The sequence below is a fragment of the Bilifractor sp. LCP19S3_H10 genome (genome assembly GCF_052119185.1).
In the GTDB taxonomy this organism is placed as follows: Bacteria; Bacillota; Clostridia; order Lachnospirales; family Lachnospiraceae; genus Bilifractor.
This window is the reverse complement of record NZ_JBQKFT010000001.1, coordinates 70647-85281: the sequence shown is the minus strand read 5'-3', so window position 1 is coordinate 85281 and position 14635 is coordinate 70647. Positions and strand designations below refer to the sequence as shown.

The 14635-nt window shown below is 51.3% G+C and carries 13 protein-coding genes; 10 read left to right on the top strand and 3 right to left on the bottom strand.

Features of this window, described 5'->3' with window-relative positions; all coding sequences use genetic code 11:
* Positions 1 to 193 precede the first annotated feature (193 nt).
* The 7 genes from ACTQZS_RS00340 (at position 194) to argC (ending at position 9133) form a co-directional block, all read left to right on the top strand.
* Positions 194 to 1489, top strand: a complete 1296-nt coding sequence (locus tag ACTQZS_RS00340) for an adenylosuccinate synthase (protein WP_441098850.1) — start codon at positions 194 to 196, stop codon at positions 1487 to 1489.
* Between the two features lie 43 nt (positions 1490 to 1532).
* On the top strand, positions 1533 to 2360 hold the full coding sequence (locus ACTQZS_RS00335) for a hypothetical protein (protein WP_441474063.1): 828 nt from the start codon (positions 1533 to 1535) through the stop codon (positions 2358 to 2360).
* A 147-nt stretch (positions 2361 to 2507) separates the two neighbouring features.
* Positions 2508 to 3905, top strand: coding sequence for a glycine--tRNA ligase (locus ACTQZS_RS00330; RefSeq protein WP_441474062.1), 1398 nt, complete (start codon positions 2508 to 2510; stop codon positions 3903 to 3905).
* A 35-nt stretch (positions 3906 to 3940) separates the two neighbouring features.
* A complete protein-coding gene (gene arcC, locus ACTQZS_RS00325; RefSeq protein WP_441474061.1) occupies positions 3941 to 4891 on the top strand; it encodes a carbamate kinase in 951 nt (316 codons plus the stop codon).
* A 128-nt stretch (positions 4892 to 5019) separates the two neighbouring features.
* Entirely contained in the window at positions 5020 to 6900 is a 1881-nt protein-coding gene (locus ACTQZS_RS00320) for an ABC-F family ATP-binding cassette domain-containing protein (RefSeq protein WP_441474060.1), read from the top strand.
* Between the two features lie 251 nt (positions 6901 to 7151).
* On the top strand, positions 7152 to 8036 hold the full coding sequence (gene dapA / locus ACTQZS_RS00315) for a 4-hydroxy-tetrahydrodipicolinate synthase (RefSeq protein ID WP_441474059.1): 885 nt from the start codon (positions 7152 to 7154) through the stop codon (positions 8034 to 8036).
* A 158-nt stretch (positions 8037 to 8194) separates the two neighbouring features.
* Entirely contained in the window at positions 8195 to 9133 is a 939-nt protein-coding gene (gene argC, locus ACTQZS_RS00310) for an N-acetyl-gamma-glutamyl-phosphate reductase (RefSeq protein WP_441474058.1), read from the top strand.
* A gap of 112 nt (positions 9134 to 9245) precedes the next feature.
* On the opposite strand, the gene ACTQZS_RS00305 is transcribed toward argC, so the two are convergent.
* Positions 9246 to 10121 (bottom strand): LysR family transcriptional regulator, encoded by an 876-nt coding sequence (locus ACTQZS_RS00305; protein WP_441474057.1) that lies wholly within the window; start codon positions 10119 to 10121, stop codon positions 9246 to 9248.
* A 123-nt stretch (positions 10122 to 10244) separates the two neighbouring features.
* Between ACTQZS_RS00305 and thiE the strand changes: the two genes are divergently transcribed.
* From thiE to ACTQZS_RS00290, 3 genes are read left to right on the top strand one after another with little or no spacing between them, the layout of a single operon-like run.
* Positions 10245 to 10919, top strand: a complete 675-nt coding sequence (thiE, locus tag ACTQZS_RS00300; RefSeq protein ID WP_441474056.1) for a thiamine phosphate synthase — start codon at positions 10245 to 10247, stop codon at positions 10917 to 10919.
* Position 10920: 1 nt separating this feature from the next.
* Positions 10921 to 11922, top strand: coding sequence for a class I SAM-dependent methyltransferase (locus ACTQZS_RS00295; protein WP_441474055.1), 1002 nt, complete (start codon positions 10921 to 10923; stop codon positions 11920 to 11922).
* A gap of 11 nt (positions 11923 to 11933) precedes the next feature.
* Positions 11934 to 12644, top strand: coding sequence for a C39 family peptidase (locus ACTQZS_RS00290; protein ID WP_441474054.1), 711 nt, complete (start codon positions 11934 to 11936; stop codon positions 12642 to 12644).
* 148 nt (positions 12645 to 12792) lie between these two features.
* Here the strand turns inward: ACTQZS_RS00290 and ACTQZS_RS00285 are convergent, their stop codons facing one another.
* Positions 12793 to 13419 carry a YczE/YyaS/YitT family protein gene (locus ACTQZS_RS00285; RefSeq protein WP_441474053.1) on the bottom strand — a complete coding sequence of 209 codons (627 nt, stop codon included), beginning with the start codon at positions 13417 to 13419 and terminating at the stop codon, positions 12793 to 12795.
* A gap of 151 nt (positions 13420 to 13570) precedes the next feature.
* The gene (locus ACTQZS_RS00280; RefSeq protein WP_441474052.1) at positions 13571 to 14578 is read right to left on the bottom strand and encodes a LacI family DNA-binding transcriptional regulator; all 1008 of its coding nucleotides are present in this window, start codon (positions 14576 to 14578) and stop codon (positions 13571 to 13573) included.
* Positions 14579 to 14635: the final 57 nt, after the last annotated feature.

Genomic DNA, 14635 nt, shown 5'->3' with positions numbered 1-14635 from the left:
AAGAAACAAAGACAGGATCGCCGCGTATGAGAAACGCGCGCACGGACGATCCGTACTTGAACATATTGTGATGCCCCGGCTTTGGGGCATGGAAATGTATCTGTTTGCGATGCCCTGACCTTGGGGCATGGAAATGTATCTGCTGGATTGTCTGCATATTGCCAATGCAGACGAAGAATAAGGAGGACCTAGAATGGTAAAAGCAGTTGTAGGAGCGAACTGGGGAGACGAAGGAAAAGGCAAGATCACCGATACTCTGGCCAATGAGGCGGATGTGGTCATCCGTTTTCAGGGCGGAGCCAATGCCGGTCACACAATCGTAAATGAGTATGGAAAGTTTGCGCTCCACACGATGCCGTCAGGGGTGTTTCACCAGAATATCATGAATATCATCGGAAACGGCATGGCCTTTGATATCGACAAATTTCTCAGTGAGCTCTCGGACATCACATCAAAGGGAGTGCCGACGCCGCAGCTCATGGTTTCTGATCGTGTTCAGGTTATGATGCCGTATCATGTGAAGTTTGATTCTCTGGAAGAGGCGCGGCTTGCGGGTAAATCCTTCGGATCCACCAAATCCGGAATTGCGCCTTTCTATTCGGATAAGTTTGCCAAGATCGGATGGCAGATCAATGAATTTTACCAGGATGACGACGTTCTGATGGAGAAGATCAACCGGATCGCGGATCAGAAGGATGTTCTTCTGGAGAACCTCTATCACACCGACCCGATTGACCGTAAGGGACTGCTTCAGTGGATTAAGGAGAGACGGGAGAAGGTGAAGCCTTATCTCGGAAATGTGTCCCTCTATCTGGACGGTGCGATCCGGGAAGGAAAGACCATTCTTCTCGAGGGTCAGCTCGGAACGATGAAGGATCCGGATCACGGCATTTATCCGATGGTTACCTCCTCTTCCCCGCTTGCCGGATACGGAGCGATCGGAGCGGGAATTCCTCCGTATGAGATCAAACAGATTGTCGTTGTGTCAAAGGCATATTCTTCTGCGGTCGGCGCCGGGGAATTCGTATCGGAGATCTTCGGAGACGAGGCGACAGCTCTGCGAAATCACGGCGGAGACGGCGGCGAATATGGAGCGACCACAGGACGTCCGAGACGTGTGGGCTGGTATGACTGCGTCGCCTCAAAATACGGATGCAGGCTGCAGGGCTGCACAGATGTTGCGTTTACCGTGCTGGATGATCTTGGATATCTCGATGAGATTCCGGTATGTGTTGCTTATGAACTCGACGGAAAGGAAATCACGGAATTCCCTGTGACAAAGGACCTGAAGAGATGCAAGCCGGTATACAAGGTATTCAAGGGCTGGAAATCCGATATCCGCGGAATCCGCCGCTTTGAGGACCTTCCGCAGGAAGCACAGGATTATGTGAATTTCATCGAGAGCCAGATCGGTTATCCGATCACCATGGTTTCGAATGGACCGGGAAGAGACGATATTATTTACCGCAAGAGCAGCCTGAAGAAATAAATCCGGTTTTTGCCCCGGACAGACACGGAAGGAGCTGACGGAAATGAGAAGGACCGGCAGAGGGTTACGCCTGGCAGTCGGTATCCTTGCGGCGTCCGCGGTATTTTCCCTGGCGGGCTGTTCTCTGCCGAACAGCAACGAAAACACAACCGTTTCCGTGAATGAAACGGGGACTGTCACGGAGAATATCGTGGAGGCAAAGGGAGACGAGGATTATACGGAGGATGATTTAAAGCAGTATATTGAAAATGCTGTCGCTGATTATCATTCGTCGGATGAGAAGGCTGTCCGGATGGAATCCTGCAGTGTGGACGACAGCTCGGTTACGATCAAAATGACATACGCCTCCATGGAGGATTACAGCAGCTTCAATCACGTCGGGGCATTCCTTGGAACGCTTGCGGAGGCGGAAAAGGCCGGCTATTCTATGGATCAGAACTTCCTTGACCGGAATGGAAATCCCGCGGATCCGGACGTTCTGGCATCGAGAGCAAAGGAGTGGAAGGTTGTGATCTTTTCCGAACCGGTCATGGTGAGACTTCCGGACAAGATTCTGTATGCGACGGATAATGTGTCGATCACGGGACGGCTGTCCGCGACGGTCAACACCGTATTGTCTCAGGATGAAGGTGACGAAGACGTGTCGTCAGGAAGCTCCGGTAGCGGAACGGTTTCTTCATCCGGGTCACAGGGGAGCGCGGGAGAGAAGACCTCTTCTGCGTCGAAAAGTCAGGGAGCGGTGTCTTCATCAGAACAGGACGCAGGGACGAATCTGATCACAGATACAGGAAAATCCGGAGAGAACGAGGACAGGGAAATATCCCGGTTTGTGACAGTTTCCGACCGATATGCATACATCATATATAAATAGATATTCACCGGATTAGTATAAACAGATATTATTCACCAGATCAGAACAGACGCGCATGGCGTGCTGTACTGCAAGCCGCACGGCAGGACGCAATAATTTTGTGCCCGGGAAGAGCCGGCGGACAAGAGGAAAAGGAGATGGATCAGGATGGAAAAGACAATGGACAAGATCATCGCAGTGGCAAAGAACCGCGGATTTATATACCCGGGCTCCGAAATTTACGGAGGTCTCGCTAATACATGGGATTACGGCCCGCTGGGTGTTGAGTTTAAAAATAATGTCAAGAGAGCCTGGTGGAAGAAGTTCGTTCAGGACAATAAGCTGAATGTAGGCGTAGACTGCGCAATTCTGATGAACCCGCAGACGTGGGTGGCATCCGGACATCTGGGAAGCTTCTCCGATCCGCTCATGGACTGCAAGGAGTGCCATGAGCGTTTCCGGGCGGACAAGCTGATCGAGGATTTCTGCCAGGAGAAGGGCATTGAACTGGAGAATAACAGCTGTGACGGCTGGTCCAATGAGAAAATGATGGACTTCATCAAGGAGCATGAAATTCCGTGCCCGAGCTGTGGCAAGCATAACTTCACTGATATCCGTCAGTTCAACCTGATGTTCAAAACATTCCAGGGCGTAACCGAGGACGCGAAGAATACCGTATATCTGCGTCCGGAGACCGCACAGGGCATTTTTGTGAACTTCAAGAATGTACAGAGAACCTCCCGCAAGAAAATTCCTTTCGGCATCGGTCAGATCGGAAAATCCTTCCGTAACGAGATTACGCCTGGCAATTTCACCTTCCGTACCCGTGAGTTTGAACAGATGGAGCTGGAGTTCTTCTGCGAGCCGGACACCGATCTGGAGTGGTTCGATTACTGGAGAAGCTTCTGCCATAAATGGCTCAATGATCTCGGACTGAAGGACGATGAGCTGAGACTTCGTGATCATGCCAAGGAGGAGCTCAGCTTCTACAGCAAGGCGACGACCGATATTGAGTTCCTGTTCCCGTTCGGATGGGGAGAACTCTGGGGAATCGCTGACCGGACAGACTATGACCTCAGCCGCCATCAGGAGGTTTCCGGTCAGGATCTTACCTATTTTGATGATGTGAAGAAGACCAAATACATTCCGTATGTTATTGAGCCGTCTCTGGGAGCGGACCGTGTCGTTCTGGCGTTCCTGTGCTCAGCATACGATGAAGAGGTTCTGGATGCGGAGAAGAATGATGTCCGCACAGTTATGCATTTCCATCCGGCACTTGCTCCGGTGAAGATTGCGGTTCTTCCGCTGTCCAAGAAATTAAATGACGCAGCAGAGAAGGTATTTGATAAGCTGGCAGACAAGTACAACTGCGATTACGATGACCGCGGAGCGATTGGAAAGAGATATCGCCGTCAGGATGAGATCGGAACTCCGTACTGCATCACCTACGATTTCGATTCCGAGAATGACCAGGCGGTTACCATCCGTGACCGTGACACCATGGAACAGGTTCGTGTAAAGATTGACGAGCTTGATCAGTGGTTTGCCGGAAAGTTTGACTTCTGAGAAGAGAAGCAAAAGCATAAAGGAGGAGCTGGTTCATGCAGAGAAAAAAGGTTGTAGTGGCGCTCGGCCACAGGGCGCTTGGGAAAACCTTCGCGGATCAAAAGAAGGGCGTTGAGAATGCGGTAAAATCCATTGCGGATCTGGTGCAGGCCGGAGCAGGCGTGGTAATCACCCACAGCAACGGTTCTCAGGTCGGAATGATTCATACGGCGATGAATGAATTCACAAAGGCTCACAGCGACTACGTCGGAGCTCCGATGTCTGTCTGCTCTGCCATGAGCCAGGGATATATCGGATATGATATTCAGAATTCTCTGCGCGCGGAGCTGCTGAGGAGAGGAATCTACAAGCCGGTTGCGACGATCATCACCCAGGTTACCGTGGATCCCTATGATGAGAATCTCTATGAGCCGAGTAAGGTAATCGGAAGGATTCTCACGGAGGAGGAAGCAAAGGCAGAGGAAGAAAAGGGTAATTACGTCACGAAGACGGAAGAGGGATATCGGAGGATTATCGCTTCTCCAAAGCCACAGGATATCATTGAATTGGAGACGATTCAGCTTCTGCTGGACGCCGGACAGGTTGTTATCGCAGGAGGCGGCGGCGGAATCCCGGTTCTGGAACAGGGACCGGAGCTCAAAGGAGCCAGCGCTGTTATCGAGAAGGATCTTGTCAGCGAGAAGCTTGCCGAGAAGCTCCGGGCCGATGAGCTGCTGATTCTGACCAGCGTCGAGAATGCGAAGATCGGTCACGGAACCGACCATGAACAGCCGATTGGAAGGATTTCCGTTTCCCAGGCGGAGGAGTATATCCGTGCCGGGGAATTTGAATACGGAACAATGCTGCCGAAGATTCAGGCAGCAGTTGATTTCCTGAAGAGCGGCGGAGAACGCGCGGTGATCACATCGATCGCGAAAGCCCGAGACGGTTACGAGGGCCACGCGGGAACGATCATCGTCAAAGATGATGCTGTGACGGAAGAATAACGTCCGCACGATATCTTGTGCCACAAGGTGTATAAGCTGAGAATTGCAATTCAAGGGAAGAAACAGAGCTGCTGCATAAAAACGGATGCCGCAGCTCTTCTTTCTTTCCCGGACGCAGGAGAGAGACAATGAACATTTTGAATCTGGAGCACATCAGCATTTCTTTTGTATCACGGGTCCTTCTGGATGATGTGACCGAGGGAATCAGCGACACCGACAAGATCGGAGTGATCGGGGTGAACGGGACAGGAAAATCGACGCTGCTGGCGATTGCGGCAGGCCGTCTGGAGCCGGATTCAGGAAAGGTGGTCAAGGGAAATACCGTCCGGATTTCTTATCTTCCGCAGAACCCGGTTTTCGATAACAGCAGAACACTTCTGGAGAATGTGGCGGAGGCGGTCAGCGGGAAGGCAGATCACTGGGACACAGAGGGAGAGGTGCGCGCGAGACTTATGGATTTCGGGATTCCTGATCCCGATTGCCGTCCGGAGATCCTGTCCGGGGGACAGAAGAAAAGGGCGGCGCTTGTCGCCGCGATCCTGACGCCGTGTGATCTCCTGATTCTGGACGAGCCCACAAACCATCTCGACCATGAGATGATCGAGTGGCTGCAGAATTATCTGCAGAATTTTCGCGGGGCAATTCTGATGGTTACCCATGACCGCTATTTTCTGGATCAGGTCACAAATCAGATCCTTGAGGTGGACCGGGGAAAGACTTACCGCTATCAGGCGGGATATTCCGGTTATCTGGAGCTGAAACAGGAAAGAATGAACTTTGCCGTTGCGGCGGAGCGAAAGGCGGCCGCCCTGTATCGCAAGGATCTTGCGTGGATCATGCGCGGAGCGAGAGCGAGATCGACAAAACAGAAGGCGCATATTCAGAGGTTCGAGGCGCTCAGAGACCGGGAGAAAATCGTGGAGGAGAGGCAGGTAAAGCTGAATTCCCTTCCGTCCAGGCTCGGAGGCAAGACGATTGAGCTCAAGCACGTCAGCAAAGGCTACGGACAGAAAGAGCTGATTCATGATTTTTCCTACAACTTTGGCAAGACTGACCGGATCGGCATCATCGGTCCGAACGGTTGCGGAAAATCCACGCTTCTGAAGATCATAGACGGAAAGCTCCTACCGGACTCCGGTGTGGTGGAGATCGGGCAGACCGTTAAGATCGGCTGCTTCAGCCAGGAAAATGAACAGCTTGATCCGAACGAGCGGGTGATCGATTATATTAAGGACACCGCTGAATTTATCCGGACCACGGACGGGCTGGTATCCGCGAGCGGCATGTGCGAGCAGTTTCTGTTCGACAGCGAAATGCAGTACTCTCTGATCGGCAAATTATCCGGAGGAGAGAAGCGGCGTCTCTATCTGCTGAAGGTGCTGATGGAAGCTCCGAATGTACTGATCCTTGACGAGCCGACCAATGATCTGGATATACAGACGCTGCGTATTCTCGAGGATTATCTGGATCGTTTTGCCGGCATTCTGATCGTCGTGTCGCATGACCGCTATTTTCTGGACCGCGTGGTGACCAGGATCTTTGCTTTTTCGGGGAACGGGAATCTGATCCGAAGTGAGGGCGCATATACCGAATATCTGGAGCATATGGAAACACAGGGGATTCCTTCAGGAGCTGCAAAAAACACTGCGGGTGCAGCGGAAGAGAGAAGTGGAGCGTGTGACGGAAAGGCGGACGGGAGCGCCGCTGAGGAACGATCCGGCGCAGAGCTCTATGCGGCACAGAAGGAAGAGCAGAAGAAGGCAAGAAAGCGGACCAGGCTTTCCTACCGTGATCAGCAGGAATATGATCATATTGAGGAAGAAATCGATCAGCTGGAGCAGAAGAGCCGGGAACTCGAGGAGCAGATGGCGGAGTCAGCGACGATGTATACGAAGCTCTCCGATCTGTCAAAGGAGAAGGAAGCGGTCGATGCAAAGCTGGAGGAACGGATGGAAAGATATTTCGAGCTGCAGGAGCTCGTGGACAGCTTTGGAAAATCCGATTCGTGATTCTGTCATTATGTGAGTCTGTCATTATGTGAGACTGTCATTATCTGACTTTGCCATTATTTGAGTCTCGCCTAATAGGGGTCTGTCTTTATTTGAGACATCTATATTTAGATTTGTCTTCATCTGAGACCGACTTCATTTGAGTTTGTCTGTATTTACCGGTTATAGTTATTGATGTATACTGAGAATACAGTCAACGGATCATTTTTCAGATAAAACATACAGATTGTGGGAAACAGGAGGGAATAGGCATGGCTATATTCAAGGGCGCGGGTGTTGCGATGGCGACACCGATGAAGGAGGATGGATCGATTAATTTTGACGCGATGGAGAAGATGATTGAGTATCAGATCCGGAATCATACGGATGCGATCATCGCGGTAGGAACATCCGGAGAGGCATCAACGCTGGACGATGACGAACATCTGGAGGCGATCAGGTTCTGCGTCGAAATCACGAAGGGACGGGTTCCTGTGATCGCCGGGACAGGTTCAAACAACACCGCTCACGCGATCATGATGTCGAGGGAGGCGGAGAAGCGTGGAGCGGACGGCCTTCTGCTTGTAACTCCGTATTACAATAAGGCGACGCAGGATGGCCTGATTGCGAGTTATACGGCAATTGCGGAAGCTGTCAATATTCCGTGCATCATGTACAACGTGCCATCAAGAACCGGTACGAATATTCAGCCGGAAACCGCGGCGTATATCGGGAAGCATGTGAAGAACATTGTGGCACTGAAGGATGCCTGCGGGAACATCAGTCAGACGGCGAGAACGCTGGAACTTTGCGACGGTGTTCTGGATCTGTACTCAGGCAACGACGATCAGATCGTTCCGATCATGTCACTGGGCGGTTCCGGCGTAATCTCGGTTCTGTCGAACGTAGCGCCGCAGTTCACCCATGATATGTGCCAGAAGTGTCTGGATGGAGATTTTTCGGGAGCGGCAAAGATGCAGCTTGGTTCTCTTGCGCTGATCCGTGCGCTGTTTTGTGAGGTGAATCCAATTCCGGTAAAGGCAGCCCTGAACATGATGGGCTTCGATGCCGGAAAACCGAGACTTCCGCTCACAGAGATGACAGAGGAGCATCAGGCTTCACTGAGGGCTGCGATGAAGGATTTCGGAATTCTCTGAACAGTGTGACCGGACGCGGCAGCAGAAGAAACAAAATGTGATCGGACGCGGCAGCAGAAGAAACGAAATATGATCGGACGCAGTCAGCAGAGGCAGAGCCGGATAGGGCAAACTCAGGCAGAAAAGATTCGGAAAGAAGAAGGACAGGAACAATACAGATGAAGACAAAGGTATATATTGACGGACAGAGCGGAACAACGGGACTTCAGATCTACGACAGAATCGGAGCGAGGGATGATCTTGAGCTTCTGAGAATAGATGAAGACAAGAGACATGATATGGATGAGAGAAAGAAATTCCTGAATGCGGCGGACATTGTGTTCCTGTGTCTGCCGGATGCGGGCGCTGTGGAAGCAGTTTCTCTGATTGAAAACCCGGAGGTTCGTGTGATTGATGCTTCTACAGCACATCGGGTTGCGGAAGGCTGGACATATGGGTTTCCAGAGCTCTCAAAGGAACAAAGAGAGGCGATCCGGACCAGCAGGAGAGTGGCGAATCCGGGCTGTCATGCCACAGGGCTGATCGCAGCGACGGCTCCGCTTGTAAGGATGGGAATACTGCCTGCGGACTATCCGGTCACCTGCTATTCCCTGACCGGATATTCCGGCGGGGGCAAAAAAATGATTGCGGAATATGAGGCGGAGAACCGCAGCGGGCTTTTGGATTCACCCGGGATCTATGGCCTGAATCTGCGGCATAAGCACGTGCCGGAGATGCAGAAGATGACCGGCCTTCTCTACCCACCGGTGTTCATGCCGGTGGTTGACGATTATTACAAGGGAATGGCAGGGACGATTATGCTTCAAAACCGCCTTCTTCCCGGAAAACCGTCTGCGGAGGAGATCTGCGAACGACTGCAGGAGTACTACCGGGATGAGCACTTTGTATCTGTAGTTCCGTTTGGCCAGAATGACAGCAAGCTCTACGCCAACAAGCTGGCGGGAACCAATCGCCTGGAAATTGTCGTATGCGGACACGAGGAACAGACTTCAGTGACTGCGCTTTTCGATAATCTCGGAAAGGGTGCTTCCGGAGCTGCCGTTCAGAATATGAACATCATGCTGGGGCTTGACGAAGCCACGGGACTTGAGGACTGAGAAGAAAACGTTCCGAATTGACGCAGCAGGATGAACACAGTCCGGCAGAGCAGAAATGCGCAGCACCTGAGAAGAAAACGTCACGGATCGACAAAGCGGCGGAAGCGCGCATTTATTCGCTGCGGTATTTCAGATACTGGAGGAATTTCTTCATCGCGGCGGATGCGGTGCGGCTGTCCTTGAGAGCGATGCCGATCGTCCGAAAAGCGGGCGGATCCAGCGGTTTTATGACGACATCGTATGGGATCCGTTTCAGGATCAGCCCCGGAAGGATCGCGATCCCGAGGCCTTGCTCAATCATAGCCATGATTGCATAATCGTCCCAGGTGGTGAAGCGGATCTCCGGGTGGAGATCATAGCGCTTCAGAATATCCGTGATCTCGGACTTCCCTCCCTTCTCCAGAAGCATGAAGGGTTCTTTTTCCAGCTCTTTTACCGGAAAGGCATCCAGTCCGGCGAGCGGATGTCCTTTTGGCAGCACAGCCATCAGGGGGTCTTTCGCCAGCTCCAGGGTGTCGAATTCCGGACGGGTGGGGAGGATGAGGAATCCACAGTCGACCCGGCGCTCATCGATCCATTTTTCCGTTTCCGAATAATCACCGAGGAGCATCTCATATTCAATGTTTGGATAATCTACCTGAAACTGTCGGATGATCCGGGGAAGCCACTGGGTTGCGACGCTGGAAAAGGTACCAATCCTTATCAGGCCAGTCTGTATTCCGTTCAGATCATCCACCTCCTCCTGAAGGCGGTAATATTCCCGGCAGAGACTTTGCGCAAAGGGAAGAAGCCGTGTGCCGTCGGAGGTCAGGCTCACACCGCTGCGGTCGCGCTCAAGAAGCGTGATTTTCCAGTCTTTTTCAAGATCCGAAATCATCCGGCTGATGCCGGACTGTGAATAACCGAGAGATTCCGCGGCTTTTGAAAAGCTGCCAAGCTCAACGGTTTTTACAAAAGAGAGATATTTCTGAAGATTTGCGTCAATCATATATCTGAAAACCTCATGCAGTTGTCAATAAGTATTATTTTTGATTATAGTTTGAAGCGATTCAGCGTGCAATCAATAATTTCATTTGTCGCGTTTTACGCGCGACGGACAGGAGTCTGAAAAATGGGGAATGGGAATCAGGAGGAACTGAAGAAGGCACTTCAGCTGTATGCGGTGACAGACCGGCACTGGCTGAACGGACGCCGTCTGGCGGATGATGTTGAGCGGGCGCTGAGAGGCGGCGCAACCTTTATACAGCTTCGGGAGAAGGATGACATGAAACTGGAGCACGATGCTTTCCTGAAGGAGGCGGCAGAGATCAAGGCACTCTGCAGGAGGTATAAGGTGCCTTTTGTCATTGATGATGATGTGCAGCTGGCGCTGGAAATCGGAGCGGACGGGGTGCATGTCGGACAGAGTGACATGGAAACCGGTCTGGTGCGCAGCAGACTTGGGAAGGATCGTATCATCGGTGTTTCCACGCAGACCGTGGAGGAAGCACTCCTGGCGGAGAGCCGCGGAGCGGATTACCTCGGGGTCGGCGCGGTGTTCCCGACAGACTCCAAGGCGGATGCTTCAGAAGTGAGTATGGATGCCTTGCGTGCCATTTGCAGGGCGGTTTCGATCCCGGTTGTCGCAATCGGGGGGATTAAGGAAGAAAATGTCATGGAATTGGCCGGCTCCGGAATTGTCGGAATATCGGTCATCTCCGCTATTTTTTCAAAAGAGGATGTGGAAGGTGCAGCGAGAGCGCTGAAGAACCGTACAATACGGATGCTTGGACTATCAGAGGATTAAGATGGCGGCGAAAATTTATATTCTGGATACAGGGCCTGCCTTCGAAGAGAAAAGCCAAGAGCTACTGGAGCATCTGAAGACCCTGGGGCTGAAGGCGGATATCCGGGGAGAAATAAACGGAGAGGCGCGAAAAGCGGAAAACAGAGACGGACATAAAGACAGGTACGAAGACAAGCAAAAAGGCAGGCTGGAAGACAAGCAAAAAGGCAGGCTGAACGACAAGCATAAGAAAGGCGGGCTGGAAGCCAGGCATAAGGACGAATACAGAGCTGAACGCCAGGAGGATAAAAAGGAAAAGCTCAAAGAGGAACACAAGAGGGAGAAGAATGAGCTTTATCTCAGATATGATGAGAAGGGTCTAACATTGACTGACGGGAAAATTCAGATGCGGGGAGATTTTTCGGATATGCTGCCCCGCCTTCGGTATGACAATCTTACGCATGAACTTCTGGTGAAGGCTGCGAGAATGAAGGACATGAACAGGGGGCCGGGCAGACACCCGGTGATTCTGGATGCAACCGCAGGCATGGGAGAGGATTCCCTTCTTCTTGCTGCCGCGGGATTTGAAGTGGAGATGTATGAGCAGAATCCGGTGATTGCAGCACTTCTGGCAGATTGTCTGGAGCGTGCGGGGAAAAATCCGGCGCTGACAGAGATCATATGCAGGATGCACCTGCATGAGGGAGACAGCATAGAGGCTCTGAAGAACCTGAAGGATTTTCCGGATGTCATCTATCTGGATCCGATGTTCCCGGAGAGACAGAAGAGCGCCCTGGTCAAGAAAAAGTTTCAGCTGCTCCATCAACTGGAGATGCCCTGTCAGGATGAAGAGGTACTCCTGAAGGCGGCAGTCGGTGCCCGTCCCTTTAAGGTGGTAGTGAAGAGACCCCTGAAGGGACCAAATCTGGCCGGTATGAAGCCGGGGTATTCACTGACCGGAAAGGCCATTCGATACGATTGTTTCGTTTTTCCGGAAAATGAAGTCCGTAATGCAGAGGGGTAAAATCTGAGCAGATGACAGATCAGGGAAATGAGGAGATATATCGGTGCAGAAGAGCGGACAAATACTCTATTTATTACCGCGTTCATGTTCAGAAGCTTGGATGGCTCGGCTGGACAAAAAATGGAGCTGATGCCGGTTCAACCGGGTGCGCTTACCGGATTGAGGTTTTGCAGATCCGAATGCGGATAAAGGGAAGCTCAGCTCCTGGCAGTATGGCAAATGCATATATTAAAGATCAGGTACATCTGAATGTTCCCTGTGTTATGCAGAACCCGGAACTGCCGACCGGATGTGAATCCGTGGCGCTCACGAATCTTCTGAAATACCATGGATTTTCCCTGAGCAAAACAATAATCGCAGATCATTATATGCCGTACGGAACAAATATTGCTATTAATTTTGTTGGAAACTCACATGATTCAAATGGCGCGGGAATCTATCCGCCCGGGATTGTCGTAACTGCAAATAAGTTTTTGAAAGAGAAGAAAAGCAGACTTCGCGCTTATGATATCACCGGTTCTTCCATGGATCAGCTGTACCAGTATTTAGAGAAAAGGTATCCCTGGTATCGGGAGGAACACTGCATGGTACTTAAGGGGTATAACCGTCGGAAGGGAGAGGTGGATGTAAGCGATTCCATATCCGGAAACGTTGTGAGAAATGCTGTCCGTTTTGCCTCGATCTATGACCAGGTGGGAAGGTATGCAGCAGTGATACGTTGAGATACGTTCCCGGAAGCATGAGGCGTATAAAAGTATTGCGGACAAGAAATAAAAATCGTGGAGCAATCCTCAAAACATTGAAGATCTTTGCCTGGCATCCATGACTTGATCCGAAATAAAACAGGAGAGATTCTGAAAGTCTTCATTATTATCTGGAACCGTAGCGCATAGGTTCTGCCACCTTCTTGTTAAAGAAAGCAATCAGGGGTCCCATGAAGAAAGCGGTGACCAGCGTTCCGATTCCGATCACGCCGCCCAGAAGGCCGCCGATCACAACGCAGATCAGGTCCGTCAGAATCCGGATGTATTTGAACTTCCACCCGGTGTGGCGCTCAGAAAGAGTAATGGCAACTGCGTCGTAGGTGGAAACTCCGAGATCGGCGGTAAAGTACACGGCCGAGGCAAAGCACATGATAACGACGCCCAGGATCAGTGAGATGATTCTGAGGGCCAGGTTCGGGTCGGGATTCATCTTGTTCAGAAGGAATTCCATAAATTCCGCAAAATAACCGACAAGAAAAAGGTTGATTACGGTTCCTATGCCGATTTTTCTCCGGTTCCAGAAGAAAATGACAACCAGAAGAATGGCGTTCAGAATAGCATAATAGGTGCCGAAGTCAAGCGGCACTGCCCGTCGCACGGCATTCCACGTGCCGTGCGCAAAAACCTGAAAAGGATCCACTCCCATATCTGAATAAACAAACATCCCGACGGACAGACCGGCGACACACACGCCGATTACTGCCATCAGAACCCTTCTTGGAAATTCTTTCATAACTACGGCTCCTGCCTCTGTAAATGATTCTCTTTTGAAAAATACCTTTGTTGCTGGTTCTAAGTATAGGATAGGCGAAATGAATCTGCAACAGAATAAAAAAGAAATCCCAACAATAATTGATGATCCGGCTGCTGTTCAAGGAAACCCCTCAGGCGGAATCGCGGGAGACGATGCTGGTCGAAATCTCCGTTTTCACGGTGTGCGGAACCGGATAGCCGATCTGCCGGATCAGCTGCCGGACGGCGGTCTGCCCCATGAACAGCCGGGGAATATCGATCGTGGTCAGCGCGGGCTCCACAATCTGTCCCTCGTGTATATTATCAAAACCGATGACCGGAATGTCCTCGGGAACCCTGATATGACGAGCCTGCAGCGCCTTTATCACGCCGATGGCGATCAGATCGTTATCGGCAAAATAACAGCCGGCAAGAGCTGCGTGGGTGTCAATCAGATCCAGCATATCACGCATCGCCCCTTCAATGGTGGGGGACAATTCATGAATAACGGAATTGCCGACAGACATTCCGTGCTCTCGAACAGCCCTTTTAAATCCTACATCTCTCTCAAAAAAATTTTGAATAGAATAGGAAGACTTCAGGTGGCCTGGCTGGCAGTGGTAGTTGTCAATCAGATAATTCGTCGCAAGGTAAGCTCCCTGCGCATTGTTGATCAGAATACTGCTGCAGTCGATGGTTTCAAAGTAAGAGTCCAGGAGAACCATCGGGATATTCAGATGAAGAAACTTCCGGCAGACTTCTGACGAGATTTCCGTGCCGAGCAGAATAATCCCCGAACAGCCGGAGCCGCGGAGCTCCTCCGCAATCCGCGCAAAGTCATCGGTCTGTTCATACAGCTGAAGAGTACGAAGATGGTAGCCATTATCGCGGCATCCCTGTTCGATTCCATCGGTCAGCTCCGTAAAGATCGGCGAATAATTCAGAATCGCATTATTCGCCCGGTAAATGACGCAGCAGATATCGCCATGACCGGCGGTCTTTGCAGATTGTCTGGAAAAATCATAGCCGGCAGCCTCTGCGGCACGGACAATCCGCGCTCTTGTCGCGGTGCTGACTCCCGGTTTATTGTTCAAAGCCATTGATACAGCTGCGGGGCTTACACCAAGCTGTCTGGCAAGTTCCTTTGCGGTGACGGACATCCCTCATTCTCCTGTAAATACTGTAAATGATCTGTGAAGCAAAAATTCAGAAAGGCT

Bases quoted from the DNA above. Each gene is read 5' to 3' on its own strand.
- ACTQZS_RS00340 (WP_441098850.1), top strand. From the start codon at position 194: ATGGTAAAAGCAGTTGTAGGAGCGAACTGGGGAGACGAAGGAAAAGGC.
- dapA (WP_441474059.1), top strand. From the start codon at position 7,152: ATGGCTATATTCAAGGGCGCGGGTGTTGCGATGGCGACACCGATGAAG.
- arcC (WP_441474061.1), top strand. From the start codon at position 3,941: ATGCAGAGAAAAAAGGTTGTAGTGGCGCTCGGCCACAGGGCGCTTGGG.
- ACTQZS_RS00285 (WP_441474053.1), bottom strand. From the start codon at position 13,419: ATGAAAGAATTTCCAAGAAGGGTTCTGATGGCAGTAATCGGCGTGTGT.
- ACTQZS_RS00280 (WP_441474052.1), bottom strand. From the start codon at position 14,578: ATGTCCGTCACCGCAAAGGAACTTGCCAGACAGCTTGGTGTAAGCCCC.
- ACTQZS_RS00305 (WP_441474057.1), bottom strand. From the start codon at position 10,121: ATGATTGACGCAAATCTTCAGAAATATCTCTCTTTTGTAAAAACCGTT.
- ACTQZS_RS00295 (WP_441474055.1), top strand. From the start codon at position 10,921: ATGGCGGCGAAAATTTATATTCTGGATACAGGGCCTGCCTTCGAAGAG.
- thiE (WP_441474056.1), top strand. From the start codon at position 10,245: ATGGGGAATGGGAATCAGGAGGAACTGAAGAAGGCACTTCAGCTGTAT.
- ACTQZS_RS00335 (WP_441474063.1), top strand. From the start codon at position 1,533: ATGAGAAGGACCGGCAGAGGGTTACGCCTGGCAGTCGGTATCCTTGCG.
- argC (WP_441474058.1), top strand. From the start codon at position 8,195: ATGAAGACAAAGGTATATATTGACGGACAGAGCGGAACAACGGGACTT.
- ACTQZS_RS00290 (WP_441474054.1), top strand. From the start codon at position 11,934: ATGACAGATCAGGGAAATGAGGAGATATATCGGTGCAGAAGAGCGGAC.
- ACTQZS_RS00320 (WP_441474060.1), top strand. From the start codon at position 5,020: ATGAACATTTTGAATCTGGAGCACATCAGCATTTCTTTTGTATCACGG.
- ACTQZS_RS00330 (WP_441474062.1), top strand. From the start codon at position 2,508: ATGGAAAAGACAATGGACAAGATCATCGCAGTGGCAAAGAACCGCGGA.